The organism is Croceibacterium ferulae (assembly GCF_003660445.1).
Taxonomy (GTDB): Bacteria; Pseudomonadota; Alphaproteobacteria; order Sphingomonadales; family Sphingomonadaceae; genus Croceibacterium; species Croceibacterium ferulae.
Window position 1 is genome coordinate 85,148 of the sequence record NZ_QZVQ01000004.1, and the last position, 26,613, is coordinate 111,760.

General features: G+C 67.9%; 24 protein-coding genes. 14 read left to right on the top strand and 10 right to left on the bottom strand.

Annotated features, from left to right (window positions below; all coding sequences use genetic code 11):
- Window positions 1-963: a malate dehydrogenase gene (gene mdh / locus D5S08_RS05680; RefSeq protein WP_121117029.1), complete on the bottom strand. Its 963-nt coding sequence runs from the start codon at window positions 961-963 to the stop codon at window positions 1-3.
- 297 nt (window positions 964-1,260) lie between these two features.
- Here mdh and D5S08_RS05685 point away from each other — a divergent pair, with 297 nt between their 5' ends.
- On the top strand, window positions 1,261-1,464 hold the full coding sequence (locus tag D5S08_RS05685) for a ParD-like family protein (protein ID WP_121117031.1): 204 nt from the start codon (window positions 1,261-1,263) through the stop codon (window positions 1,462-1,464).
- Between the two features lies 1 nt (window position 1,465).
- The gene (gene map / locus D5S08_RS05690) at window positions 1,466-2,245 is read left to right on the top strand and encodes a type I methionyl aminopeptidase (RefSeq protein WP_121116453.1); all 780 of its coding nucleotides are present in this window, start codon (window positions 1,466-1,468) and stop codon (window positions 2,243-2,245) included.
- Window positions 2,246-2,261: 16 nt separating this feature from the next.
- Here the strand turns inward: map and D5S08_RS05695 are convergent, their stop codons facing one another.
- Both D5S08_RS05695 and D5S08_RS05700 read right to left on the bottom strand, forming a co-directional pair.
- The gene (locus D5S08_RS05695) at window positions 2,262-3,275 is read right to left on the bottom strand and encodes a hypothetical protein (protein WP_121116455.1); all 1,014 of its coding nucleotides are present in this window, start codon (window positions 3,273-3,275) and stop codon (window positions 2,262-2,264) included.
- A 72-nt stretch (window positions 3,276-3,347) separates the two neighbouring features.
- The gene (locus D5S08_RS05700; RefSeq protein ID WP_121116457.1) at window positions 3,348-4,853 is read right to left on the bottom strand and encodes a TadA family conjugal transfer-associated ATPase; all 1,506 of its coding nucleotides are present in this window, start codon (window positions 4,851-4,853) and stop codon (window positions 3,348-3,350) included.
- A 292-nt stretch (window positions 4,854-5,145) separates the two neighbouring features.
- Between D5S08_RS05700 and D5S08_RS05705 the strand changes: the two genes are divergently transcribed.
- Together D5S08_RS05705 and D5S08_RS05710 are read left to right on the top strand one after the other, a co-directional pair.
- Entirely contained in the window at window positions 5,146-5,862 is a 717-nt protein-coding gene (locus D5S08_RS05705) for a DMT family transporter (protein WP_162301932.1), read from the top strand.
- A complete protein-coding gene (locus D5S08_RS05710) occupies window positions 5,849-6,139 on the top strand; it encodes an HNH endonuclease (RefSeq protein ID WP_121116461.1) in 291 nt (96 codons plus the stop codon). The genes D5S08_RS05705 and D5S08_RS05710 overlap by 14 nt, the downstream gene beginning before the upstream one ends.
- A 13-nt stretch (window positions 6,140-6,152) precedes the next feature.
- Here the strand turns inward: D5S08_RS05710 and D5S08_RS05715 are convergent, their stop codons facing one another.
- The 7 genes from D5S08_RS05715 to D5S08_RS05745 all read right to left on the bottom strand — a co-directional run bounded on the left by D5S08_RS05715 (window position 6,153) and on the right by D5S08_RS05745 (window position 13,189).
- A complete protein-coding gene (locus D5S08_RS05715; RefSeq protein ID WP_121116463.1) occupies window positions 6,153-6,410 on the bottom strand; it encodes an ATP synthase F1 subunit epsilon in 258 nt (85 codons plus the stop codon).
- Between the two features lie 8 nt (window positions 6,411-6,418).
- A complete protein-coding gene (locus D5S08_RS05720) occupies window positions 6,419-6,910 on the bottom strand; it encodes a hypothetical protein (RefSeq protein ID WP_121116465.1) in 492 nt (163 codons plus the stop codon).
- A 68-nt stretch (window positions 6,911-6,978) separates the two neighbouring features.
- The gene (atpD, locus tag D5S08_RS05725) at window positions 6,979-8,442 is read right to left on the bottom strand and encodes a F0F1 ATP synthase subunit beta (RefSeq protein ID WP_121116467.1); all 1,464 of its coding nucleotides are present in this window, start codon (window positions 8,440-8,442) and stop codon (window positions 6,979-6,981) included.
- Between the two features lie 22 nt (window positions 8,443-8,464).
- Window positions 8,465-9,346, bottom strand: a complete 882-nt coding sequence (locus D5S08_RS05730) for a F0F1 ATP synthase subunit gamma (protein WP_121116469.1) — start codon at window positions 9,344-9,346, stop codon at window positions 8,465-8,467.
- 12 nt (window positions 9,347-9,358) lie between these two features.
- On the bottom strand, window positions 9,359-10,888 hold the full coding sequence (gene atpA, locus D5S08_RS05735) for a F0F1 ATP synthase subunit alpha (protein WP_121116471.1): 1,530 nt from the start codon (window positions 10,886-10,888) through the stop codon (window positions 9,359-9,361).
- 28 nt (window positions 10,889-10,916) lie between these two features.
- The gene (locus D5S08_RS05740; protein WP_121116473.1) at window positions 10,917-11,471 is read right to left on the bottom strand and encodes a F0F1 ATP synthase subunit delta; all 555 of its coding nucleotides are present in this window, start codon (window positions 11,469-11,471) and stop codon (window positions 10,917-10,919) included.
- A 146-nt stretch (window positions 11,472-11,617) separates the two neighbouring features.
- Window positions 11,618-13,189: a S1 family peptidase gene (locus D5S08_RS05745; RefSeq protein WP_121116475.1), complete on the bottom strand. Its 1,572-nt coding sequence runs from the start codon at window positions 13,187-13,189 to the stop codon at window positions 11,618-11,620.
- Window positions 13,190-13,290: 101 nt separating this feature from the next.
- Between D5S08_RS05745 and D5S08_RS05750 the strand changes: the two genes are divergently transcribed.
- The 10 genes from D5S08_RS05750 to D5S08_RS05795 all read left to right on the top strand — a co-directional run bounded on the left by D5S08_RS05750 (window position 13,291) and on the right by D5S08_RS05795 (window position 26,600).
- Window positions 13,291-14,340, top strand: coding sequence for a bifunctional transcriptional activator/DNA repair enzyme AdaA (locus D5S08_RS05750; protein WP_121116477.1), 1,050 nt, complete (start codon window positions 13,291-13,293; stop codon window positions 14,338-14,340).
- A gap of 124 nt (window positions 14,341-14,464) precedes the next feature.
- Window positions 14,465-14,914: a hypothetical protein gene (locus tag D5S08_RS05755; protein ID WP_126665496.1), complete on the top strand. Its 450-nt coding sequence runs from the start codon at window positions 14,465-14,467 to the stop codon at window positions 14,912-14,914.
- On the top strand, window positions 14,911-15,651 hold the full coding sequence (locus D5S08_RS05760) for a TorF family putative porin (protein ID WP_121116481.1): 741 nt from the start codon (window positions 14,911-14,913) through the stop codon (window positions 15,649-15,651). Before D5S08_RS05755 ends, D5S08_RS05760 begins: the two co-directional genes overlap by 4 nt.
- Window positions 15,652-15,732: 81 nt before the next feature.
- Window positions 15,733-16,329 carry a TetR/AcrR family transcriptional regulator gene (locus D5S08_RS05765; RefSeq protein ID WP_121116483.1) on the top strand — a complete coding sequence of 199 codons (597 nt, stop codon included), beginning with the start codon at window positions 15,733-15,735 and terminating at the stop codon, window positions 16,327-16,329.
- A gap of 222 nt (window positions 16,330-16,551) precedes the next feature.
- Window positions 16,552-17,763 carry an efflux RND transporter periplasmic adaptor subunit gene (locus D5S08_RS05770; RefSeq protein ID WP_175578883.1) on the top strand — a complete coding sequence of 404 codons (1,212 nt, stop codon included), beginning with the start codon at window positions 16,552-16,554 and terminating at the stop codon, window positions 17,761-17,763.
- A gap of 36 nt (window positions 17,764-17,799) precedes the next feature.
- Window positions 17,800-20,976, top strand: coding sequence for an efflux RND transporter permease subunit (locus D5S08_RS05775; protein ID WP_121116487.1), 3,177 nt, complete (start codon window positions 17,800-17,802; stop codon window positions 20,974-20,976).
- A 9-nt stretch (window positions 20,977-20,985) separates the two neighbouring features.
- Window positions 20,986-22,395 carry an efflux transporter outer membrane subunit gene (locus D5S08_RS05780; protein ID WP_121116489.1) on the top strand — a complete coding sequence of 470 codons (1,410 nt, stop codon included), beginning with the start codon at window positions 20,986-20,988 and terminating at the stop codon, window positions 22,393-22,395.
- A 51-nt stretch (window positions 22,396-22,446) separates the two neighbouring features.
- Complete coding sequence (locus D5S08_RS05785) at window positions 22,447-22,839, top strand: hypothetical protein (protein ID WP_121116491.1); 393 nt, start codon at window positions 22,447-22,449, stop codon at window positions 22,837-22,839.
- A 185-nt stretch (window positions 22,840-23,024) separates the two neighbouring features.
- Window positions 23,025-24,518 (top strand): ATPase domain-containing protein, encoded by a 1,494-nt coding sequence (locus D5S08_RS05790; protein WP_121116493.1) that lies wholly within the window; start codon window positions 23,025-23,027, stop codon window positions 24,516-24,518.
- Window positions 24,519-26,600 (top strand): hybrid sensor histidine kinase/response regulator, encoded by a 2,082-nt coding sequence (locus tag D5S08_RS05795; RefSeq protein ID WP_121116495.1) that lies wholly within the window; start codon window positions 24,519-24,521, stop codon window positions 26,598-26,600. It begins immediately after the preceding gene.
- The last annotated feature ends 13 nt before the right edge of the window (window positions 26,601-26,613 follow it).

Here is a 26,613-nt window from a genome sequence, read left to right on the forward strand (position 1 = left end):
TCAGCCCAGCTCGCCGTCGATGCCCTTGCAGGCAACCAGCAGTTCCTTGACCGCATCGACGCTGACCTGGAAATTGTTCTTCGTCTCGCCTTCCAGCGCGATCTCGATCACTTCCTCCACGCCGTTGGCGCCCAGCACGGCGGGCACGCCGACATACAGGCCGTCCAGCCCGTACTGGCCGTCCACATAGACGGCGCAGGGCAGGATGCGCTTCTGGTCGCCCAGATAGGCTTCTGCCATGGCGATGGCGCTGGTGGCGGGCGCGTAATAGGCGCTGCCGGTCTTCAGCAGGCCGACGATCTCGCCGCCGCCCGAACGCGTGCGCTGCACGATGGCGTCGATGGCTTCCTTGCTGGACTTGCCCATGGCGACCAAATCATCGACCGGCACGCCGGAAACGGTGGTGTAGGAGGTGACCGGCACCATGGTGTCGCCATGGCCGCCCAGCACGAAGGCGTTCACGTCCTTCACCGACACGCCGAACTCCCAGGCCAGGAAGGTGGCGAAGCGCGCGCTGTCCAGCACGCCGGCCATGCCGACGACCTTGTTGTGCGGCAGGCCCGAATATTCGCGCAGCGCCCACACCATCGCGTCCAGCGGGTTGGTGATGCAGATCACGAACGCATCCGGCGCATGCGCCTTGATGCCTTCGCCCACGGCCTTCATGACCTTCAGGTTGATGCCCAGCAGGTCGTCGCGGCTCATGCCCGGCTTGCGCGGTACGCCGGCGGTGACGATGATCACGTCCGCCCCGGCGATGTCGGCATAATCGTTGGTGCCGGTGATCTTCGCGTCGAAGCCTTCGACCGGGCCGCACTGCGACAGGTCGAGCGCCTTGCCCTGCGGCATGCCTTCGGCGATGTCGAACAGGACGATGTCGCCCATTTCCTTCTTGGCGGCGAGGTGTGCCAGTGTGCCACCGATCATGCCGGCGCCGATAAGGGCGATCTTCTTGCGGGCCATGGTCTTTGCCGTATCCTCTTCAGCGCGGGCGCATTCTCTCGGCTTCCAGGCGCGGCCCTGCATCCCGCAAACGGGCACGACACCGGTGTGGCGCCTGCCGTAGGCTTGCAGGCTCCGCTTGGCAACCGGCTAAAAGGGTGCTCAGAAAACTGTTTGTGATATCAGTTCGCAGGAGCGATAAAGGCTGATCAGAGCCCCTGAGGCTGAACGTCAGACCGGGCGACTGGAGCGACGAATTGACGCTTGAGACTATGGATCATATATGGATCGTGTATGGAATGGCAGCAGGGCGAACTGATGGGCATCGTGAAAATCGACGACGATCTGCACGAGGAGGTGCGCAAGGCCAGCACCGTGATGTGCCGGTCGATCAACGCCCAGGCAGAGTTCTGGCTGAAGATCGGCATGCTTGCCGAAGCGAATCCGACGGTGTCGTTCAACGAGATCGTGAAGGCCGAACTCGCCGCGGCTCGCGTTTCGCTGGTCCAGGCGGCGGCCTGACATGGTGAAGACGACGGACGAACTGGCGCTGATGCGCGTCTCCGGCAGGTTGCTGGCGTCGGTGTTCGAGATGCTGGACAGGCGAGACCTCGCCGGCATGTCCACCTTGCAGATCAATGATCTGGTGGAGCGTTTCATCACCGTTGACCTTTCCGCCCGTCCAGCGAGCAAGGGGCAGTATGGCTTCAGGTTCGTGCTGAACAGCTCGATCAACCAGGTCGTCTGCCACGGCGTGCCCGATGCGGACGAGATCGTCCGGGATGGCGACATCGTCAATCTGGACATCACGCTGGAGAAGAACGGCTTCATCGCGGATTCGAGCAAGACCTATGTGGTCGGAACCGTCCGGCCCGCCACCAGGCGGCTGGTGCAGGTGGCGCAGGAGGCGATGTGGCAGGGCATCCGGCAGGTGCGTCCGGGCGCGCATGTCGGCGATATCGGCCATGCGATCGACCGCTATGCGAAGAAGAACGGCTATTCCGTGGTGCGGGAGTTCTGCGGCCATGGCATCGGCCGGGAGATGCACGAGGCGCCGGAGGTGCTGAATTTCGGTCGTCCGGGCACGGGTGCGCGGCTGCGGGAAGGGATGGTCTTCACCGTGGAGCCGATGATCAACCAGGGCAGCCGCAAGGTCTTCACCCGGGACGATGGCTGGACGGTGGTGACCAGCGACGGGAAGCTGTCCGCGCAGTTCGAGCACACGGTTGCGGTCACGGCGAACGGGGTGGAGGTGCTGACCTTGCGGACCGGCGAGACACCCGGGCGGGCGCTGGCGGCCTGACGGTTGCCGGGACGGCTCAGACCGCCAGCTGCACCGGCGGCAGGCGCACGCCGAGTCCGCCCAGCCGGGTCACCAGCAGCTGGCGGATCGGCTGCCAGAAGGCCGACAGGCTCAGCAGGGCGGAACCGATCACCAGCGCCGTCACGGCCCAGCTCACCTCCACCGCGCCTGTCGTGCGGATCAGCGACGCCATGGCATAGAGCACATAGACCAGGCTGGACACCAGCAGGGCCCGGCGGTCGACCGCAAGCGCCACCATCGCGAACAGCAGGTACAGCAGCACCACCGCGATCGCCGTGCCGGTCCCGATCTCCGATCCGAACACGCCCAGCATCTGAAACGCGGGATGCGCGATCATGGGCGCTGCCGCCAGGTGCAGCCAGAAGGCGACATCGGCGCGACGGGTGGTGCGCTCCCGATCCGACAGGTCCCAGCGCATGGCAAGGGCGAACACGGCCAGTCCCGCCAGCAGCAGCAAGGGCCAGATCGCCCGCTCGGCATCGGGAATGGCCGCCATTACCAGCCCCAGCGCCAGGCCCGCCATTGCCGCAGCGCCCGCGGCCACGGTGATCGGCACTGCGAAACGGCGCCAGTGCAGCCAGGCCGCTGCCCCCGCGGCCGCCGCGATCCCGGCGGCAAACAGGGCCTCGACCCGCTCCGAAGCGGGCGGCGCCAGCGCGAACAGCGCCTGTGCGACCCCGCCGACAAAGGCGAGCAGCAGCAGGATGCTCGGCAGCGCCATGCGGCGCCGCGCAGTGAAGAACAGCGCGAGCGCCCATGCGGCCGCGGCGACGAACACGCCCGACAGCGGTGCCGCGATGGCCGAGCTAAGCTCCGACAATGCCACCAGCAGCAGCACCAGGGCGATGGAGACGAAGATGTCGTTGAACCCGGTGATCAGCCGGAAATGCTCCTCGTCCACGGCCGGCGTTGCGCGGGCGGCGGCGACATGGTTGCGGAAGTCGGTTGCCACCTGCGGCGGCATCACGCCGGCAGAGACGGCCGCGTCGATATCGCTTTCGCTGTACATGCGCGGGCTCCCTGTTGCCGGCCGAGGATAGCAGGGGGGCGCGCCGCTTCAATACGGCATTTGCGGCGTGGGCTAGAGGCACGCCTCCAGATAGGCCTGGTCGAAGCCGAACTGCCGTGCCTTCTCCAGAGTGTAGGGCCTGAGCCCGCTGGAGCGGAACTCGCCCAGGATCTTGCCGTCCTCGCCCTCGTCCAGATATTCGAAGTTGAACAGTTCCTGCGTAACGATCACGTCGCCTTCCATCCCGATCACTTCGGTGATGTTGGTGGTGCGGCGGCTGCCGTCGCGCAGGCGCTTGACCTGCACGATCAGGTCCACGCTCTCCGCGATCTGCCGGCTGATCGCCTCCTTGGGGATCTTGATGTCGCCCATCAGGATCATGTTCTCCATGCGGCCCAGCGCCTCGCGCGGGCTGTTGGCGTGGAGCGTGCACATCGAACCGTCATGACCGGTGTTCATCGCGGCGAGCAGGTCGAACGCCTCCGCACCGCGGATCTCGCCCAGGATGATGCGGTCTGGCCGCATACGCAGCGCGTTCTTGACCAGATCGCCGATGGTGATCGCGCCCTGGCCTTCCAGGTTGGGCGGGCGGGTTTCCAGCGGCAACCAGTGCGGCTGCTGCAGGCGCAGCTCCGCCGCGTCCTCGATCGTCAGCACGCGTTCGCCCGGGTCGATCATCTTGGACATGGCGTTCAGCATGGTGGTCTTGCCCGATCCCGTGCCGCCGGAGATGACGATGTTCATGCGGCTGGCCCCGGCTATCTTCAGCGCGGTGCACATCGCCTGATCCATCGATCCGAAATTGCGCAGCATATCCAGCGTGATCGGCTTTTCGGAGAACTTGCGGATGGAGATCGCCGTCCCGCGCAAGGACAGCGGCGGCACGATCACGTTGACGCGGCTGCCATCCTTCAGTCGGGCATCGGCCAGCGGCGTGGTCTGGTCCACCCGGCGGCCGACCTGGTTGACGATGCGCTGCGCGATCTGGAAAAGATGCGTCTCGTCCCGGAAGCGGATCGGCGCGATCTGCAGCTTGCCCTTCTTCTCGATATAGGTCTGGTCCGGGCCGTTGACCATGATGTCGGTCACGTCGGGGTCGCCCAGCAGCTCCTCCAGCGGACCGAAGCCGAGCAGCTCGTCGATCAGCACCTTTTCAAGCGCGAACTGCTCGCGCCGGTTCAGCGTGATCTTCAGCTCGGTCAGCACCTCCATGATGATCGGGCGGAACTCCTCCGCCAGTTCATCCTTGCTCAGCGTGGCGGCGGCTTCGGGGTCGACCCGTTCCAGCAGGCGGGGCAGGACCTGTTCCTTGATGCGGTGGATGCTGGCTTCAAACCCGCCGGCCTCGTCCGTGCCGGCGCTGGTCAGCGCCCGTGCGCGGTCCTCCAGCCGGCTCATCGCATCGCCCTTGCCGGCCGGACCGCTGGCGAGCGCCCCGGCTGCGCCGGGCTCCAGCCCGGATGGCGGCTGGGGCTCCGCGGGCGGGGCAGGGCTGAAGGATGCGCCGTTGCCGTGCATCGGCTGGGCGACGCCGAAACGGGGACGGGCAGCGGTGGTTCTTTGTCCGAAGGCGCTCATGACTGGCGAGGGTTAGGCGGGAAAGCTTGCGTTTCCCTAAACGGAGGATCGCCGCTAAGCGCGCGGGCAGGGTGGCCAGTCAGGGATCGCGACACAGCACGATGCAAGGTGGGGAACGCGCAGGCCTGCTCTATACACTGGCGGGCTTCGCGCTGCTGTCGGTCGGCGATGCGATCGTGAAGGGCATGGCAGGCGGCTGGGCCGCGCCGGCCATGGTGCTGACCCGCTATCTCTCGGGCGCGGTGCTGCTGGGCCTGCTGCTGGCGCGCAGCGAGGGCTGGGCGCGCTGGCCGTGCCCCGCCGTCCGCTGCAATGGGTGCGCGGCATCGCCATTGCCCTGTCGGCCATCGGCATGTTCATGGCGCTGTGGGTCATGCCGCTGGCGGAGGCGACGACCATCGCCTTCTCGCAACCGATCATGACCGCGATGCTGGGCATGGCGCTGCTGCGCGAACCGGCTCGCCGCGCCACCTGGATCGCCACCGCCATGGCCCTCGCCGGCGTCGCCATCGTGCTGCGCCCCAATCTGGCGGAGGTCGGCAGCGCCGCGCTGCTGCCCCTGCTGGCGGCGGCCGGCATGGCGGTGACGATCATCGCCAATCGCGCCAGCGTGGGGCAGGCCAGCGTGCTGCGCATGCAATACTGGCTGTGCCTGACCGCGCTGCTGTTCCTGATCCCGGTGGTGCCGCTGCTGCACGCCACCGGGTTGCCGCCGTTCCAGCTGGACTGGCCGCATTGGAGCGTGCTGGCGCGCTGCATCCTGATCGGCGGGACCGCCAGCATGGGGCACGGGCTGATCTATATGGGCACAGTCCGGGCCGGCGCGGGCACGGTGGCGCCGATGACCTATGGCCAGCTGCTGGTCGCCGTGGCGCTGGGCGCGCTGTTCTTCGGCGAGGTGCCGGACGCAGCCGCGCTGGCGGGCGCGGTGCTGATCGTGGGGGCAGGACTGTTTATGTGGCACGCGACGCGGCGGCCGATCATGGTGGAGGCAGATGCCGCACCCTGACATTCCCCCGGCGCCATGCTGGCTGTGCGGCCGCGTGCTGGGCGCGCGGGTGCAACAGCATCATGTGGTGCCAAAGGCAAAGGGCGGACGGCTGACCGTCCCGCTGCATCCGATCTGCCACAAGGCGATCCACGCCAACTTCACCAACGCACAATTGGCGCGACTGGGTGCGGACCGCGCCGCCCTGCTGGAGAATGCCGAGCTGGCCGGCTTCGTGGCGTGGGTTGCGAACAAGCCGCCCGACTTTCACGCACCGACCCGCACGAAGCGCCGGTGAGCCAAGTCGGAGGTCAGTCCTCGACGTGCTCGGCCAGCACTGTCAGGCCCTTGTCGCCGACCTCGGCGAAGCCGCCACGGACCTGGATCAGTTCGGGCGTCGCGCCTTCGGTGCGGAATACCTGCACGGCGCCATCGCGGATGGTGGACATGAAGGGCGCGTGACCCTCCAGCACGCCGAACTCGCCTTCGGTGCCGGGAACGACGACCATGTGGACCTCCTCGCTACGCACGAGCTTGGCAGGGGTCACGAGTTCGAAATGGAGCGGCATGGTCGGGTTCAATCCTTCGGCTGGGGCGCGTCTATAAGGGTGGCGGACCGGCTGTCCAGACGGAAGGCCAGGATGATGGCGATCGCGCCGGCAATGGCATAGCCGGCAAGCCGCAGCAGCTCCGGCCAGATCATCTGGTAGCCGACCGTCTGCAAACCGGCGAGCGGCACCAGCGCAATGCCCGCCGCGCTGCCAAGGAACAAACGCAGGATGCCGCGCCGGGCACCGCGCAGGATCTGCAGGTGGCAGTAGAAGTTCACGGCGATGAAGGGGAAGCCAACTGCATACAGCCACAACGGCTGGGGCGGCACGGCCAGCAGATGCCCCTTCGCCATGGCGAAGGCGGCATCGAACTGCTGCCAGTGCGTCACCCGCCAGCGATGGATATCGAAAGCGGAGATGAGCAGAAAACAGGCAATGCCGGCCAGTGTCAGCCTTTTCAGCAGCCGGTCGAACCGGGCCTGCTGCGTGACTTCAATGCGTCCGGCTTCCTGCGCCATGCTCTTGCTCCATTATCGGGCAGCCGGCGGGCAGGGCGCGGGGCGATGCACCCCGCGCCGCCGCCATGTCAGGCGCCTTCGGCCATCTTGCGGGCCTTCTCGACCGCCTCGTCGATGCCGCCGACCATGTAGAAGGCGCTCTCCGGCAGGTGGTCGTACTCGCCCTCGACCACCGCCTTGAAGCTGCGCACGGTGTCTTCCACCTGCACGAACTTGCCCGGGATGTTGGTGAACACCTCGGCCACGTGGAACGGCTGCGACAGGAAGCGCTGGATCTTGCGCGCGCGCTGCACGGTCAGCTTGTCCTCTTCGGACAGTTCGTCCATCCCCAGGATGGCGATGATGTCCTGCAGGCTCTTGTACTTCTGCAGCGTCTCCTGGACGCGGCGGGCCGTGTCGTAATGCTCCTGGCCGACGACGGCCGGGGTCAGCACGCGGCTGGTGGAGTCGAGCGGATCGACCGCCGGGTAGATGCCCAGCTCCGAAATCGCGCGATTCAGCGTGGTGGTCGCATCGAGGTGGGCGAAGGAGGCGGCAGGGGCCGGGTCGGTCAGATCGTCCGCCGGCACGTAGATCGCCTGCACCGAGGTGATCGAGCCCTTGGTGGTGGAGGTGATGCGTTCCTGCAGATTGCCCATGTCGGTCGACAGGGTCGGCTGGTAGCCCACGGCGGAAGGGATACGACCCAGCAGCGCGGACACTTCCGAACCGGCCTGAGTGAAGCGGAAGATGTTGTCCACGAAGAACAGCACGTCCTGGCCTTCCTCGTCGCGGAAGTACTCGGCCATGGTCAGGCCGGACAGGGCGACGCGGGCGCGGGCGCCCGGCGGCTCGTTCATCTGGCCGAAGACCAGCGCCACCTTGCTGCCCTCGGACGTGGCATTGCCTTCCGCATCCTTGGCGATGACGCCGGCATCCAGGAATTCATGATACAGATCGTTGCCTTCGCGGGTGCGCTCACCCACGCCGGCAAAGACGGACACGCCGCCATGGCCCTTGGCGATGTTGTTGATCAGTTCCTGGATCAGCACGGTCTTGCCCACACCGGCGCCGCCGAACAGGCCGATCTTGCCGCCGCGCGCATAGGGCGCGAGCAGGTCGATGACCTTGATGCCGGTGACCAGGATGGCCGCGTCGGTCGACTGGTCGACGAACAGCGGAGCCTCCGCATGGATCGGGGCGGTGCGCTCGGCACCGATGGGCCCGCGCTCGTCGATCGGCTCACCGATCACGTTCATGATGCGGCCCAGCGTCTTGGGGCCGACGGGCACGCGGATCTGCGCGCCGGTGTTCATCACGTCCTGCCCGCGGACCAGGCCGTCGGTGCCGTCCATGGCGATGCAGCGCACGGTGCTCTCGCCCAGATGCTGCGCGACTTCCAGCACCAGACGGGTACCGTTGTTATACGTTTCCAGCGCGGAGAGGATCGCGGGCAGCTCGCCGGCGAAGGTCACGTCGACGACGGCGCCGATGACCTGGGCGATCGTGCCCTTCTCGGTGATGTTCGGGTTATAGGCGGGGGCGGTGGCCATGGTGTTCGTCCTTGGTCCTAAATCAGAGCGCTTCCGCGCCGGCAATGATTTCGATGAGTTCGGTGGTGATCGCGGCCTGGCGGCTGCGGTTGTACTGGATGGTCAGCGAATTGATCAGGTCGCCGGCATTGCGCGTGGCGTTGTCCATCGCGGTCATGCTCGCACCCTGTTCGCTGGCCGCATTCTCCAGCAGCGCGCCGAAGATGCGCGTCTTGAGATAGCGGGGCAGCAGCTCGGCCAGGATTTCCTCCTCGCCCGGCTCGTACTCCACCACCGCATCGGCGCTGCCCGCGACGGGCGCGACCGTGGGTGCGGGGACGGGGATGATCTGCTGCACGGTCGGTTCCTGCACCAGGGCAGAACGGAACCGGCTGAAGAACAGATGCGCCACGTCGAACCGGCCGGCCTCGTACATGGCCACCAGCTCGTCCGCGATCCGCTCGGCCTCGGCGAAACCGGGGTTGCGGATCTCGCTCGTGTCGAACTGGGCGGTGATCTGTTCGGGGAAGGCGCGGCGGATCACCGGACGGCCCTTGCGGCCGATCAGGTAGAACTCGACGCTGTTGCCGGCCGCTTCCAGTTCATGCGCCTTCAGCAGGGCGGCACGCACGATGTTGGAGTTGAACGCGCCGGCCAGCCCCTTGTCGCTGTTCGCCACCACCAGCAGGTGGCGGTTGTCGGCACCAGTGCCGCGCATCAGCAGCGGCGCATTGGCCTGCCCCGCCACCTTGCCCGACAGGGAGGCCATGACGCCGGCCAGCCGCTCCGCATAGGCACGCGCGGACTCGGCGGCCGCCTGTGCCTTGCGCAGCTTGGCCGCGGCGACCATCTGCTTGGCCTTGGTGATCTTCCGGGTCGACTTGACCGAGTTGATCCGACCCTTGAGTTCCTTGAGCGATGCCACCGGCCGCTGTCCTTACGCGAACTGGCTGCCGAACGCGTCCAGCGCGCTGACGACCTTGTCCTTCACGTCACCTTCGAACTTCTGCGTGGTGCGGATCTCGGTCAGCACGCCGGCATGTTCGCCGCGCATGAAGGACAGCATCGCCGCCTCATACTCGGTCACGCGATCCACCGGCACCTTATCCAGGTAACCATTGGTGCCCGCGAAGATGGAGACGACCTGCTCCTCGAACGGCATGGGGCTGAACTGCTTCTGCTTCAGCAGCTCGGTCAGGCGCGCACCGCGGTTCAGCAGCTTCTGGGTGGAGGCGTCCAGGTCGGAGCCGAACTGCGCAAAGGCTGCCATTTCGCGATACTGCGCCAGCTCCAGCTTGATGGAGCCCGCCACCTTCTTCATCGCCTTGGTCTGCGCGGCGCCGCCGACGCGGCTGACCGACAGGCCCACATTGATGGCCGGACGGATGCCCTGGTAGAACAGGCCCGTTTCCAGGAAGATCTGGCCGTCGGTGATGGAGATCACGTTGGTCGGGATGTAGGCCGACACGTCACCCGCCTGCGTCTCGATGATCGGCAGCGCGGTCAGCGAACCGCCGCCATTCACGTCGCTCATCTTGGCGGCGCGTTCCAGCAGGCGGCTGTGCAGGTAGAACACGTCACCCGGATAGGCTTCGCGGCCCGGCGGGCGGCGCAGCAGCAGCGACATCTGGCGATAGGCAACGGCCTGCTTGGACAGATCGTCATACACGATCACGGCATGCATGCCGTTGTCGCGGAAGAACTCGCCCATGGCAGCGCCGGTATAGGGTGCCAGGTACTGCAGCGGGGCGGGCTCGCTGGCGGTCGCGGCGACCACGATGGAATATTCCATCGCGCCGTTCTCTTCCAGCTGGCGCACGATCTGCGCCACGGTGGAGCGCTTCTGGCCGACCGCGACATAGATGCAGTACAGCTTCTTGCTCTCGTCCGTGCCGGCGTGGGCGTCCTTCTGGTTGATGAAGGTGTCGATCGCCACGGCGCTCTTGCCGGTCTGACGGTCACCGATGATCAGCTCGCGCTGGCCACGGCCGACCGGCACCAGAGCGTCGATCGCCTTCAGGCCGGTCTGCACGGGCTCGTGCACGGACTGGCGCGGGATGATCCCGGGGGCCTTCGCCTCGACGCGGCGACGCTCGGTCGTCGCGATCGGGCCCTTGCCGTCGATCGGGTTGCCCAGCGCATCGACCACGCGGCCCAGCAGGCCCTTGCCCACGGGCACGTCCACGATGGTGGCGGTGCGGCGCACGCTGTCGCCTTCCTTGATGCCCGCGTCGGACCCGAAGATCACGACACCGACATTGTCGGCTTCCAGGTTCAGGGCCATGCCCTGCAGCCCGTTGTCGAACTCGACCATCTCGCCAGCCTGCACTTCGTCAAGGCCGTGGATACGGGCGATGCCGTCACCTACGGACAGAACGGTGCCGACTTCCGACACCTGCGCATCGGTGCCGAAGCTGGCGATCTGCTCCTTGATGACGCGGGAGATTTCTGCGGCGCGGATTTCCATGCTCTGCCTTTCGTGCGGCGTCTGTTCTTCAGGCCTTCAGCGCCTGGGAGAGGGTGTTGAGACGGGTGCGGATCGAGGAATCGATCCGGCGCGAACCGATGGTGACCACCAGTCCGCCAAGAATATCGGGGTCCACGCGCGAACGCAGCTTCACCGTGCGTCCTTCGCGGGCACGCAGCTTCTGTTCGATCGTGTGGAGCTGACCTTCGTCCAGCGCATGGGCGCTGACGACTTCCGCCGTCACTTCGCCCCGCTGCGCCGCGGCGATGCTGCCGAAGGCGCGGATGATCTCGGGCAGCTTGTCGATCCGGCGGTTCTGCGCCAGCGTGCCCAGGAAGCCGGCGGTCAGGCCGGAGATTTCCAGCGTCTCGCCGATCTCGTCGAACACGCGGCCGATCGCCTCCCGGCTGATCTGCGGGTTGCGGATCAGGGCGCGCAGCTCCGCGCTTTCGACAAGGGCGGCGGACAGCCGCTCCAGATCGCCTTCGACCTGGGTGACGGTGCCTGATTCAGACGCCAGGTCGAACAGGGCGGAAGCGTAGCGGCCTGCCAGACTGGCCTTGATACCGGCGGATAGCTCCACGGCGGAATGGTCCTCTCGAGACGGACAAAGGTGTTTGCACGGACCTGCCTGTTGAAGGATCGCTGAATCAGCCCCCCGGCAGAAGTTGCCGGGCGCCTAGCATTCACATGGCCAGCTTGCAACCGGACTGCCACATGGATGCTGGCCTATCGCGCGCTTTCGTTCCTGCTGCAGGAATAGGCCAGCCGCTCGTTCGGCTGCGGTGGCAGCATGGCCAGGATCGCCTGCTGCCCCTGCGCCAGGGCTGTACCGGCAGCCGGCCCGCCACCGCATTGGGGCGGGGAATAGGTGCCGCGTGCCTCGCGCACCTCGGCGCGGGCGTCGCGGCCCAGCAGATAGCGGTCGACGCGGTACTCGCCCTTTGCCGGATCGAAGCGGTTGATCGTGACGGCCGCCTCGTCCTCCGGCACCAGGATGCGCGTCCAATGGCCGCCGGTCAGCGCATATTGCGTGCGGCCGTTGACGCACCCATCCGCCGACCAGTCGATCGTGACGTCGGCGGCCGCGTCACCCACCACGCGGCTGCGGCTCTCGTCCAGCACGCAGACATAGTTGCCCGCCTGAGAGCCGCCATCATTCCCTGTGCCCGTCTCCGCCTGCCGTTCGGCCAGCAACCTGTCGGCCAGCCGGCCCTCGACCTGGCCGAAGCCGGGCCGCGACGCCCACGCCCCGCCGGCGCCCAGCAGCGCAAGGCCCGCCACCGCAAACGCGATGCGCGGCCCCCTGGCGGTGTCGCCCTCCTTGGGGAATTCGTACAGGAACATTCCGTACAGCGCCGCTGCGAAGCCCGCGATCAGCAGCAGGAAGGTGGCGGCCATGCCGTTCTCCCGCTCGGCGATGATCTCGAACTCGATCGCCTGCCGCGCATCGGCCTGCCGCCGCGCGGTGGAGGCTGCATCCGCCGCGGCCTGCCGGGCCGCGTCCTGCGCCGCGCGCTCGGCCCGGCTGGCTTCCGCCGCCTCCAGATCGGCCAGGCTGCGGCACGGGGAGGCGTTGACCCGCGGGACCACGCTATTGGCGGTCAGGAAAGGCAGCAGCTCGCGCGTGGAAACCGCGAAGAAGAACTCCGCATCCGCGCTGCCGCTTTCCGCACCGAAGCTGTTGACGCCCACCACCCGGCCGCATTCGTCCAGCAGTGGGCCGCCGCTGTTGCCGCGCGCGATGGGCGCGGTGTGCAGCAGCGTGTCGAAGTCGCGCGACGGACGCCGGCCGCTCAGGAAGCCGGAGCTCTTCACCGGCGGCACGGCGCGGAACAGGTCGCCGGCCGACAGGCCCTGCGCCCGGTCGACATTCATGGGGTAGCCGACCGCGATGACAGCGCCGGCCTCGACCGACGGATTGCCGCTGATCGTCAGCGGCGGCAGCGCCATGGGCGAGGTGGTCGCCAGCAAGGCAAGATCGTTGCGGTCCGACAGGGTGACCAGCCGGGCATAGATCGCATCGCCGCCATCCGACGGCACGATCCCGATCGCCAAGGACGGATCCGCCACCGCCTGCCGCACCACATGGGCGTTCGTCACCACCCGCTCCGGCGCGACGGCGAAGCCGCTGCCATGCGACAGGGGCGTGACCTGCCCGTCGCGTCGGTCGATGATCACCACGCGCACCACGCCGCGCGCCGCCGCGGCGATGTCCGCCGGCTCCGCGCGCGACGGTGCCGGCAAGGCGATCAGCAGCAGCAGCGCTGACAGGAGAAGGCGGAACAGGGTCGTGGCCATGACGGCCCGTCCCTTGCCGCCCCACCGGTTTGAACGCAAGGCGCGGGATGCGCTGCGGGTGCGCTCTTGCCAGGAAGGCCGGTGATAGGAGACAACGCGCCATGACCCACCCGCCGATCGACGAGGACGCTGCCTGGGCCGCGGTGCTGCGGCGCGACGCCGGCCAGGATGGCCAGTTCGTCACCGGGGTGTTGTCCACCGGCATCTATTGCCGCCCGTCCTGCGCGGCCCGCCATCCGCGACGGGGAAATGTGCGCTTCTTCGCCGATGGCGCGGCAGCGCGGGTCGCTGGCCTGCGTGCCTGCCGCCGCTGCCGGCCGGACGACCAGGCGCGCGACGTGGCGGCGGTGGAACAGGCCGCAGCGCTGATCCGCGCCGCCGATCGGGCACTGACTCTGACCGAACTCGCCGGGCAGACCGGCTACTCGCCGGCCCATCTCCAGCGCATCTTCACCCGCGCTACCGGCCTGTCGCCCGCCGCCTATGCCCGCGCACTGCGCCGCGAACGTGCGCAAAGTGCGCTGAGCGAAGCGGGAGCGGTGACGCCGGCCATCTACGATGCCGGGTTCGAAAGCCCCAGCCGGTTCTATGCCGCAATGGACGGGCGGCTGGGCATGACCCCGTCCGCATGGGCGCGGGGCGGGGCGGGGGTGCGGATCGAATGGGCCCTCGTTCCCACCAGCCTGGGCACCATGCTGGTTGCCGCCACCGACAAGGGCGTGTGCCGCCTGTCCTTCGCCGAAGGGGTGGAAGACCTTGCCCGCCGTTTCCCTCGTGCCGAACTGGCTGAGGGCGGCATGGCCTTTCGCGCCCTGCTGGATCAGGTGGTCGCCGCGGTGGAGCAGCCGGGCAGGGCCGGACCGGCGATCCCGCTCGATGTGCGCGGCACCGCCTTTCAGGAACGGATCTGGGCGGAACTGCAGCGCATTCCGGCGGGGGAAACACGCTCCTACGCGCAGCTTGCCGCCGCGGCCGGCCGCCCCGCTGCCGTGCGGGCGGCGGGCAGCGCCAACGGAGCCAACCCCGTGGCGGTGCTGATCCCCTGCCACCGGGTGGTGCGCAGTGGCGGGGCACTGGGCGGCTATGCCTACGGGCCGCAGATCAAGGGCGAACTGCTGCGGCGGGAACGGGCGGGCGAAGGGCAGGGCTGATGCAGGCGAGCAGATGCAACGATTTGTAACTTGATCCGGTCTCTCCGCCCACCAAGGTTGACCGGAAGCCAAAAGGCCCAACCGCTCACGGCCGCAAAGGCCGGGGCATCGCAGGAGAACGTAGATGACTGGTATGCTGGCTGCCGCTGGGCTGATGCTCGGCGCCATTGTCGTAACCCCGCACCTTCCGCTGGAGCACCGCACCCAGGTGCAGCACGCCAGCGGCACGGTGGATGCCGAATATCGCGGTACGGTCACCCTTGCCGCGCGCCAGGTCGGCACGCCCGCGCCGGGTGGCCGCGCCTCCACCCTGCGCTGTGAATGGACCGCTGGTCTCGCCGTGGAACGGGAGGCGCGCCATGCCAATGGCGGATTGCTGTCGCGCACGATCGACGATGCGGAAGGCCTGACACTGAGCCGGGCGGGCTGGTGCAATTCGCATCGCACCGACGTCGCGCAGCACTTTGCCGAACGCTCTGACGAGCTGCACCGGCAATTGCTGGCGGTGGCGGAAGCCGATCGTGACGTGCTGGTCTCGCAGGTGGAGCGGCAGCTTGCTATGACCGCTGGATGAGACAACCGCCTTTCTGCCGAACGATTGCCATCCTCGCCGCCGTGCTGTGCCCCGGCACGGCGGCGATAGCCCAGTCCATTGCCCCGGTATCCCTGCGCCCCGCGTTCGAGATCGCCACGGAGGAGAACCGCCGCGGCGTCAGCTGGAGCGAGGGCCGCGCCGCCATCTCCGCCGACTTCGCGCTGGAAGCCGGCGCACTGGGCGCAACCGCTCGCCTCGTGACCCTGCGCGATGCCGGCCTGCATGGCGAGGCCGACACGGTGATCGACCTGGGCCTGTCCGCGACGCAGGATGTGGGGCCGTTTGCCGTCACTGGGCAGGGCATCGTGCACCTGTTCACCGGCGCCTTCGGCAAGCAGGACTATGCCGAAGCGGGCGTCACCGCCGCATACACGCTCGGCCCCGTGCGTGTGAGCGGCGGCGGCTTCTATGCGCCCGAACAGAGCGCGATCGGCGGCAGCAATCTGTACCTGTTCGCCGGGGCCGATGCCGGCATCCCCGCCACGCCGCTGACGCTGTATGGCCATGTCGGGCGGTCTTCCGGCGATGTGGACGACACTCTGCGCGCCAACCGGCTGCGCCCCGGTGGCCGCTATAGCGACTGGCGCGTCGGGGTGGATCATGTGACCGGGCCGCTGGCCGTGTCGCTGGAATATGTCGGCACCGACATCCCCGACGAAGCGGCGCGCGGTGACCATGACGACCGGCTGGTCGCCCGCGCACGGTTCAGCTTCTAAGCGACCGGACTGTCCCCGGTCATCCGCCAAAGCGGAACGACCGGTGGACATCCGGCGCGCACGCATTACATACTGATTGTTATGGAAAAAACCGCAACCAGGGGGCGTCCGCGCGAATTCGACACTGACGAGGCGCTCGCCGCCGCGTTGCAGGTGTTCTGGAGCAAGGGCTACGACGCCGCTTCGCTGACCGATCTGACGGAGGCGATGGGGATTACCCGCCCCAGCCTGTATGCCGCCTTCGGCAACAAGGAAGCCCTCTTCAAGCAGGCGCTCGACCTCTACGAATCGGAAAAGCTGGCCTACGTCCAGAGCGCGCTGGATGCGCCTACCGCGCGCACCGTGGCCGAACGCCTGCTGTTCGGAAATATCGCCAACATCACCAGCGACTGTCCCGGTTGCCTGGGGGTGATCGCCAGCATGACCTGCAATGGCGACCAGTCCTCCATCCGAGAACATGTGCAGCAGCGCGCCGAAACGTCGCGTCAGGCGATCATGGCGCGCATGCAGCGGGCGATCGACGATGGCGACTTCAACGTGGCCGTGGAGGCGGAGGCGATCACCCGGTATCTGTCGGCCGTGTTCCAGGGCATCGCGGTGCAGGCCGGGCAGGGCGTCCCGCGCGAGGAGCTGCAGAAGATCGCAGAGGCCACCTTGGCCTTGTGGCCCGGGCGATGATCGGGCTGCCCATCTAATAATATCGGTCGGTACAAAAAGGCTCTTGCGTCTGTACGGCACATTACATACTTAGCGGTATAGAACGGCTCGGCGCCCGAAGCGTCCGGGTATTCGCCGCTGCTGTATGTTTTTCGAAAGTGCTGCCCCCGATCCATCCGTCAGCCTCCCGGCTTTCGGCGGCGCGGGCCTGCGCCCGCTATCCGCGAGAGAGCCATGACCGACATGACCCCCATCCCGATCAGCGACCTTCCGGCTGATATCGCCCCGCGCCCGGTGCCCCGCCGGCCCCGTGCCCGCATGCTGGGCTGGGCCGCCACGATCCTGACCGTTCTGGCGCTGGCCTGGTGGCTGCTGAGCGGGCGCGAGGCGCCGGCCGCCGTCCCGCTGGAGCCGGTGGTGACGGTCGCCACCCCGCTGAAGCGGCAGGTCACCTTGTGGGACGATTATATCGGCCGCTTCGAACCCAGTCGCAGCGTCGAGCTGCGCCCGCGCGTTTCCGGCCAGGTCACCGCCGTGCACTTCACGGATGGCCAGTTCGTCAATGCCGGCCAGCCGCTCTTCACCATCGATCCGCGCCCGTATCGCGCCGCCCTTGCCGAAGCGGAGGCGGGCGTCGCCACCACTCGCAGCGATCTTGCTCTGGCGGAGGCGGACTTCGCCCGCGCGCAGCGCCTGGTCGAGGATGATGCCGTGTCCCGCAGCGAGCTGGACGCCCTGCGCGCCCGCGTCACCGCCACCCGTGCCGCGGTGGAGGGCGCCCGCGCCCGCGTCCGCAGCCGGGCGCTGGATGTCGAGTTCACGGTGGTGCGCGCACCGATCGCCGGCCGCATCTCCGACCGGCGGATCGACCCGGGCAATATGGTCGCCGCGGGCGACGGCGCCGGTGCTACACTGCTGACCACGATCAACGCGACCGATCCGCTCTACTTCACCTTCGACGGCTCGGAAGGCTCCTTCCTGAAAGGCCGCCGTGATGGGCTCGCCAATGGCGCATCGGTCGAGATCCGGCTGCAGGACGAGGCGGAGTTCACTCGCCACGGCACGCTGGACTTCACCGACAATGGCCTGGATCCGCGATCCGGCACCATCCGCGCCCGTGCAGTGGTTCGCAATCCGGACAACTTCCTGGCGCCCGGCATGTTCGGCAACATGCGCATGGCCAGCGGCGGGGCGGTCGACGCCCTGCTGGTGCCCGACACCGCCGTGCAGACGGACCAGACGCGCAAGCTGCTGCTGGTGGTCGGCCAGGACGGTACCGTCGCATCGAAGCCGGTCGAACTCGGTCCGATCGTGGACGGCCTGCGCGTGGTGCGCAGCGGCCTGGCGCCCGGCGACCGGGTGGTGATCGACGGCACGCAGATGGCGATCCCCGGCGGCAAGGTCACGACCCGGCCCGGCCGGATCGCAGCCGGCGCCAGCCTCGCCGCCAACTGACCGCCCGCGCGCCCTTTCTCTATTCAGGAGCGCTCCATGCGCCTGTCACGCTTCTTCATCGACCGGCCGATCTTTGCCGTCGTCGTCGCAGTCATCATCACGCTGGTGGGTGCCATCAGCTACTTCTTCCTGCCGGTCAGCCAGTATCCGGAGGTCGTGCCCCCCACCGTGCAGGTGACCGCGACCTATCCCGGCGCCTCGGCCGAAACGGTGGCGGAAACCGTCGCCAATCCGATCGAGCAGGAGATCAACGGCGTCGACGGCATGCTGTACCTGTCCAGCGAATCGACCGGCGACGGGCGGGTGACGATCACCGTCACCTTCCAGCAGGGCACGGACCTGGACGAGGCGCAGGTGCTGGTGCAGAACCGCGTCGCCATCGCCACCCCGCGCCTGCCGGCCGAGGTGCAGCGGCTGGGCATCGTGACCCGCAAGACAACGCCCGACTTCCTGCTGCTGGTGAACCTGGTTTCGCCCGACGGTTCGCTCGACCGCGAATACATGTCCAATTACGCGCAGACGCGCATCCGTGACCGGCTCGCCCGGATCGAGGGCGTCGGCGACGTGCAGCTGTTCGGCCAGCGCGAACTGGCGATGCGGGTGTGGATCGATCCCGGCCGTGCCGCGGCGCTGGACCTGGCGGCGGGTGACATCGTCGATGCCCTGCGCGCGCAGAACGTGCAGGTCGCCGCCGGCCAGATCGGCCAGTCGCCCAGCCCAGATAGCGCGTTCCAGCTGAATGTGGAGACGCAGGGGCGCTTCACCGACCCCGCGCAGTTCGGCAATGTGGTGATCCGCACGGATGCCGAGGGGCGCCAGGTTCGCGTGCGCGATGTTGCGCGGGTGGAGATCGGCGCACAGGATTACAGCACCAGCGCCTATCTGGGCAGCGACGACTCCGTCATCATCCCCGTGCTGCAGCAGCCGGGCAGCAATGCCCTGGCCAGCGCGGACCAGGTGCTGTCCGAAATGGAGGCGCTCGCCGCCGACTTCCCGCCGGGACTGGAATACCGCGTCGTCTACAACCCCACGGAGTTCATCCAGGGATCGGTCGACGCCGTGGTCCACACGCTGATCGAGGCGGTGGTGCTGGTGGTGCTGGTGATCATCGTGTTCCTGCAGAAATGGCGCGCCAGCCTGATCCCGGTGCTGGCGATCCCGGTCAGCCTCGTGGGCACCTTCGCGGTGCTGGCGATGCTGGGCTATTCGCTGAACAACCTGTCGCTGTTCGGGCTGGTGCTGGCGATCGGCATCGTGGTCGATGACGCGATCGTGGTGGTGGAGAATGTGGAACGCAACCTGGCCGAAGGCATGTCCCCGCTGGAGGCGGCGCGCCGGTCCATGGACGAGGTCGGCGCCGCGCTGATCGCCATCGTGCTGGTGTTGTGCGCGGTGTTCGTGCCGACGCTGTTCATCGGCGGCCTGTCCGGCGCGTTCTACCAGCAGTTCGCCGTGACCATTTCGGCCGCGACCGTCATCTCGCTGGTCGTGTCGCTGACCCTGTCACCGGCATTGTCCGCCCTGCTGCTGCGCCCTCACAAGCATCTGCCGGCCAGTGCGCCGCGCTGGCGGCAGGTGATCGAGCGCGCCGGCGATGGCTTCAACAACAGCTTCGACCGTTTCAGCGCCGCCTATGGCCGCTGGACGGCGCGGCTGGTGGCGATGCCCCGGCGGGTGATGGCGACCTATGTCGTGCTGATCGGGCTGACCGGCTTCGCCCTGTCGGCCACCCCCACCGGCTTCGTGCCGCAGCAGGACCAGGGCTACTTCCTGACCGTCATCCAGTTGCCGCCCGGCTCCGCCACCAGCCGCACCGATGCGATGATGAAGGACATCGCCGGGCGCATGCTGAAGATCCCCGGCATCAGCAACACCGTCATGCTGTCCGGCTTCGACGGCACGTCCGAAACACAAAGCGCCAGCTCCGCCGCCGCCTACTGGGTGCTGGACGATTTCGCCGAACGCGCCGCCAAGGGGCAGACTGTGGATGCGCTGATGGGCGAGGCGATGAAGGCCACCGCCGACATCCGCGGCGCCCGGCTGATGGTGGTCAAGCCGCCGATCATCCGCGGCATCGGTTCCGCCGGCGGCTTCCGCATGATGGTGCAGGACCGCAACGGCACGGGCTATCGCGAGCTGGAGAAGATGGCCAATGCCGTGATCGCCCAGGCCAACCAGCAGGAGGGGATGGCCGGCGTCTACACCTTCTTCAACACCGCCACTCCGCGCGTGCGCGCCGATATCGACCGTGACAAGGCGCAGATCCTGGGCGTGTCGCCGGCGCGGGTGTTCGAGACGCTGTCAGTCTATCTCGGATCGTCCTTCGTGAACGACTTCAACCTGCTGGGCCGCACCTTCCGTGTCACCGCACAGGCCGATGCCCCGTTCCGCGACAATGCCAGCGATGTCGCCAATCTGCAGACCCGCAGCGACAATGGCGCCATGGTGCCGCTGGGCTCCGTCGCCACGCTGAGCGACACGACCGGGCCGTATCGCGTGACGCGCTACAATCTGGCGCCGGCCGTGGCGGTGGATGGCGACACCGCGCCCGGTTTCTCCTCCGGCCAGTCGCTCGGCACCATGGAAGGGGTGGCCAACACGGCGCTGACCAGTGGGTACGACTTCGAATGGACCGGCATCGCCTACCAGCAGCGCTTCGCCGGCAACACGGCGGTGGTGGTCTTCGTCCTCGCCGTGCTGCTCGTCTTCCTGGTGTTGGCCGCGCAGTATGAAAGCCTGGTCATGCCGCTGGCGATCATCCTGATCGTGCCGATGTGCCTGTTGGCGGCGATGATCGGCATCAACCTGCGCGGCATGGACAACAATGTGCTGACACAGATCGGGCTGGTCGTGCTGATCGCGCTGGCGGCGAAGAACGCGATCCTGATCGTGGAGTTCGCCCGCCAGGGGGAGGATCACGGCCTGACCCCCGTGCAGGCCGCGGTGGAGGCGGCGATCACCCGCCTGCGCCCGATCCTGATGACCAGCTTCGCCTTCATCCTGGGCTCCGTGCCGCTGGTGATCGCGACGGGCGCGGGCGCGGAGCTGCGGCAGGCGCTGGGGACGGCGGTGTGCTTCGGCATGCTGGGCGTCACCGGCTTCGGCCTGGTCTTCACCCCGACCTTCTATGTCGTGTGCCGCGCGCTGGGCGACCGCCTCGCCACCATGCGCCGCCCCCGTGGCAGCAGCCATGTGCTGCAGCCCGCAGAATAGGTGCCTGTCATGAACCCCCGCAACACCACTTTTTCCCTGATCACTGCGCTGGCCCTGTCGGGCTGCGCGGTGGGGCCGGACTTCGTCGCACCAACCCCCCGCCCTGCGGAGTCCGGCCCATTCCTTTCCGCCGCCAACCCGGCCTTCACGCCCACGCCGCTGCCGGCGGACTGGTGGCGGATGTATGACGATCCGGTGCTGGACGGGCTGGTGGCCGATGCGCAGGCGGCGAACACCGACCTGCGGCAGGCAGTCGCCCGCATCGCCCGTGCCCGTGCTGCCCTGCGCGGCGCGGGCGCCGACCGCCTGCCATCGACGCAGATCGGCGCCAGCGGCACCTACAACCGGGTGCCCGAGATCCAGACCATTCCCGGCCTGGATCGGGAGCGGTGGTCGGTCGATGCCGGGCTTGACGTCGCTTACGAGGTGGACCTGTTCGGCCGCGTCAGCCGCGGAGTGGAGGCGGCCCGTGCCGACCTTGCGGCCGCGGATGCCGATGCCGATGCTGTGCGGGTGATGGTCGTGGCCGAGACGACCCGCGCCTATGCCGATGCTGCCGGCACCGCCGCGCGGATCGCCGTGGCGCGCGACATCGTCGATCTGCTCGACCAGTCGCTTGGCCTCACGCAGCGCCGCTATGACGAGGGGTTCGAGACCGGCCTGGCCGTCGCCCGCATCGCCACCCTGCGCGAACAGCGCGCGGCGGAGATCCCGGCGCTGGAGGCGATCCGCGCCGGCGCGCTGTTTCGCCTCGCCACCCTGACCGGCCGCGCACCCGCCGAACTGCCGCCCATTGCCGGCGAACGGTCGATGGTGCTGGAGATCACGCAGGCCCTGCCGGTGGGCGACGGCGCGCAACTCCTCGCCCGCCGGCCCGACATCCGCGCGGCGGAACGCCGGCTGGCGGCCGACACCGCCCGCATCGGCGTCGCCACGGCGGACCTGTATCCGCGCATCGCGCTGGGCGCGCAGATTGGCTCGACCGGGCCGGATATCGGCGACATCTTCACCGGCGGTCCCTTGCGCTGGCTGCTCGGCCCGCTGCTCAGCTGGTCCTTCCCCAACAACGAGGCGATCCGCGCCGGGATCGACGCGGCGGAGGCGGGCACGCAGGAACGGCTTGCCGCGTTCGACGGCACGGTGCTGACTGCGCTGCAGGAGACGGAGACCGCGCTGGCCAATTATGCCGGCGCGATCGACCGCCGCCGCGCGCTGCAGCAGGCGACGGCGCAGGCAGAGCGTGCCGCCACCATCGTGCGGGCGCAGCAGCGGGAAGGGCGGATCAACTCGCTCGACCGGCTGGATGCCGAACGCACCCTGGCGGAAACCCGCGCCAGCCTCGCGGCGCAGGATGCGCTGGTCTCCACCGCGCAGATCGACCTGTTTCGCGCGCTCGGCGGCGGCTGGTCAGCCACATAGGGGCGGAGCGAAAGCTTGCATCCGGCTCCGTCCGGGTGCCAAGTGCAGGCCATGCAACCACATATCCGCGCAATGATCGCCGCCGCCACCTTCGCTTCGATCACCGGCAAGAAGGTGGCGGGCGTCCATGATCACACGGCGGCGCAGGACCTGCGCATCGCGGCCGAGTGCCGCGGCGACCAGCTGCAAGGCTTCGACGGCGACCGCGGCGTCAAGTTCGGCGGCACCTTGCCCGAGATCTACGACGAGGGCGAGAAGACCTTCGTGTCGGTCGAGCGCGAGGGCGACAGGGTCAAGGGCTACGACCGGCAGTCATCCACCTTCTGCACCGCGCAGGTGGCGGACGGTCTGGTGCAGGTCTACGATCATGGGCAGGGCGCATGGTTCGCCTATGACATGCAGGACCCGCAATCGGATCGCAGCTACCACCGTGCGGCCGGCTGACGATCGGCCTGGTGCCATCAGGGCACTTTCATTGGCGGCGGCGTTAATGGGCTAGAGACGCGGACGCGCAGCCCGTTTATGCGGTGGCGATCGGCGACTATCGGCTTTTCCGTGATCGAGCTTGCTCCAGCTCGCGAACAGCACTGTCGGCCCGATCACGGACAAGAGACGAAAGTGCTGCAATCATGACCTTCCTGGATCAGCGGGTACCCACCGGCAACAAGGGCCTGGATCAGGTGCTGCGCGGCGGGCTGCCCGCCAACCGGCTGTTCCTGCTCGAAGGAATGCCCGGCTCGGGCAAGACCACTCTGGCGCTGGAATTCCTGCTGGACGGCGTCGCGAAGGGCGAGCCGGTCCTGTACATCACCTTGTCGGAAACGAGCGAGGAGCTGCACCTCGTCGCCGCCTCGCACGGCTGGTCGCTGGACGGGATTTACCTGTTCGAGCTGGCTTCGGTGGAGGAAGTGCTGGGCGCCGGGCGCGATCAGTCGATCCTGCACAGCTGGGAGATGGAGCTCGGCAGCACCATCCAGCTGATCCGGGACCAGGTCGACCGGGTGAAGCCCAAACGGGTGGTGTTCGACAGCCTGTCAGAAATGCGGCTGCTGGCGCAGGATCCGCTGCGATATCGCCGCCAGCTGCTGCTCCTGAAGCAGTTCTTCGCCGGGCTCGACACCACGGTTCTGCTGGTGGACGACATGAGCGGCGGCACCGGCGCGCGTGACAATCACCTTCACAGCCTCTGCCACGGCGTCGTCACGCTGGAGCGGCTGACGCTGGAATTCGGCCCCGCGCGGCGGCGCATGCAGGTGCAGAAGATGCGTGGCGTGGACTTCGTCGCCGGCTATCACGACATGATCGTCCGCAAAGGCGGCGTGGATATCTTTCCGCGCCTGGTCGCCTCGGAACACCACACCCCTTTCATCGGGGAAGCAGTGCCCAGCGGGATCGCCGCCTTCGACCAGATGCTGAGCGGCGGCCCGGCGCGCGGCACGTCGGCGCTGATCACCGGGCCCGCGGGCACGGGCAAGACCACGCTGGCGCTGCAATATATCGCCGCCGCCTGCCGCCGCGGCGAACGCTGCGTGATCTACGAATTCGATGAGCGGATCGGCACGCTGATCAGCCGCGCGGCGGATTTCGGTCTCGACCTGCGGGAACATATGGCCTCCGGAACCCTGTCGATCCGGCAGATCGAGCCGGCCGAGATCGCACCTGGCCAGTTCACCGCGATGGTGCGGGCCGAGGTCGAGGATCACAATTGTCGGATCGTGCTGATCGACAGTCTCAACGGCTATGTCTCGGCCATGCCGCAGGAAAAGGAACTGATCCTGCAGCTGCACGAACTGCAATCCTACCTGAACCAGGCGGGCGTGCTGACGCTGCTGATCAATCCGCAGCAGGGCTTCTTCGGGACCATGCAGACGCACGGCCTGAACGTGTCCTACATCGCCGACATCGTGATCCTGCTGCGCTTCTTCGAAAGCGAGGGGCGGATCCGCAAGGCGATCTCCATCGTCAAGAACCGCAGCGGCCCGCACGAGGACGCCATTCGCGAGCTGCGCCTTGATGCGCAGGGCCTGCGTGTCGGGGAGCCGCTGTCCGATTTCCGGGGCGTGCTGACCGGCACGCCCGAATATGCCGGATCGCGGGCGCCGTTGATGGAAGACCGCGGCTAGGTGCACAGAACCGCACCTGAAGGCCGCCGCATCCTGGTCAGCGCGCCTTATGGCAGCGATGCGCCAAGTCTGCAGCGCGTGCTGGCCGGCCAGGGATATGACGTCGCGATCTGCCCGTCGCTGCACAACATTGCCGTAGCGGTCGGGGATGAGGTCGGCGTCGTGCTGCTGACTGAGGAAGCGCTGTCGGGCGATCTCGGCGAGCTGCAGCTGGCGCTGGAACGGCAGCCATCATGGTCCGACATACCCTTCGTGCTGCTGGCCGGGCGCCAGGCGGGGCGGGCGGCATCGACCGAGGCGATCCGGCGACGGCTGCCGGACAATGCGCTCAACGTGGTCCTGCTCGAACGCCCGCTCAGCAGCGAATCGCTGTTCAGCGCGGTGGCGGCCACAATGCGCGCGCGCCAGAAGCAGTTCGAGATCCGCGACCAGCTCGCCCGGCTGGATACCGAAAGCACGCGGCTGGTGACCTTGCTGGATGCGCTGCCGGTGGGCGTCGCCTTCGTGAACCCGGATGGCACCACCGCCTTGTCCAATCCGGAATTCCGCCGCTTCCTGCCGGGCGGGGAAGTGCCTTCGCAAGCGGCCGAGGTGGCAGCGGAATGGGAAGGCTACGAGCCGGACGGCACCCGCATCGCCCCCGACCACTTCGTGACGGCGCGGGCGCTCCGGGGCGAGTTGGTGCGGGGGGTGGAATTCCGCCACCATCCGCCCGGCGGCACGCCGGTGTGGACCAGGGTCAGCGGCATTCCGCTGACGGATGGCGAACGGGTGACCGGGTCGATCTCCGTCATTGTCGACATAGACGAACAGAAGCGCGGCCAGGTGGCGCTGGTGGCCGCCGCCGAACAGCTGGAACGGCAGGTGGCGGAACGGACCGAGGCCCTGACAGAGGCGCTGGCCCGGCTGCAGGCGGAGGGCGAGGAGCGGGAGCGGGCCGAGGCTGCATTGCGGCAGGCGCAGAAGATGGAGGCGGTGGGCCAGCTGACCGGCGGCATCGCGCACGATTTCAACAATATGCTGACCGGCGTGATCGGTGCGATCGACATCATGAAGCGCCGGATCGCGTCCGGGCGACTGGATGGGCTCGACCGGTTCATGGATGCGGCCAGCATTTCGGCACAGCGCGCCGCCAGTCTGACAGCACGGTTGCTGGCATTTTCGCGCCGGCAATCGCTCGACAGCCGGCCGACCGACGTGAACGCGCTGATCGCCTCGCTGGAAGACCTGCTGCGCCGGACCATGAGCGAGCAGATCGCGGTCGCGATCGTACCGGGGCCGCAGGTGCCGCCGGCCCTGGTGGATCCCAACCAGCTGGAAAACGCGATCCTGAACCTGGCCATCAACGCCCGCGACGCCATGCCGGACGGGGGTGCGCTCACCGTCGAGACCAGTCTGGTCGCATTGGACGAGGAGCAGTGCGCCCGATGGCCCGGCGTGGCGGCCGGCCGCTATGTGGTCATGGCCGTGTCCGACAGCGGCGTTGGCATGGATGCGGCCACGCTGGACAAGGTGTTCGACCCCTTCTTCACCACCAAGCCGATCGGGCAGGGCACCGGACTCGGCCTGTCGATGGTCTATGGCTTTGCCAAGCAGTCCCGCGGCCAGGTGCGGATCCACTCCGCGCCCGGCACCGGCACCACGGTGAAGATCTTCCTGCCGGTGGCGGAAGGGGACATCCTGCACCAGGACAGCAACGCGACGCCCGATCATCGCGGTGACGGCGAGACGGTGCTGCTGGTGGAGGATGATCCATCGGTACGCCTGCTGGTGCGCGAGGTGTTGAGCGAACTCGGCTACACCGCGCTGGAAGCCGCCGAGGCGCAGTCCGCCCTTCAGCTGCTACGCGGCGGCAACACCATCGACCTGATGATCACCGATGTCGGCCTGCCGGGCATGAACGGCCGCCAGCTGGCGGAGATTGCGCGCCAGCACCTGCCGCACCTGCCGGTCCTGTTCGTCACCGGCTATGCCGAAAACGCGACGGAGCGATCCGGCTTCCTGGGCCCGAACATGCAGATGATCACCAAGCCGTTCCAGATCGAGCACCTGTCATCCAAGATCAAGGAGATGCTGGGCTGACACGCTTTTGCTG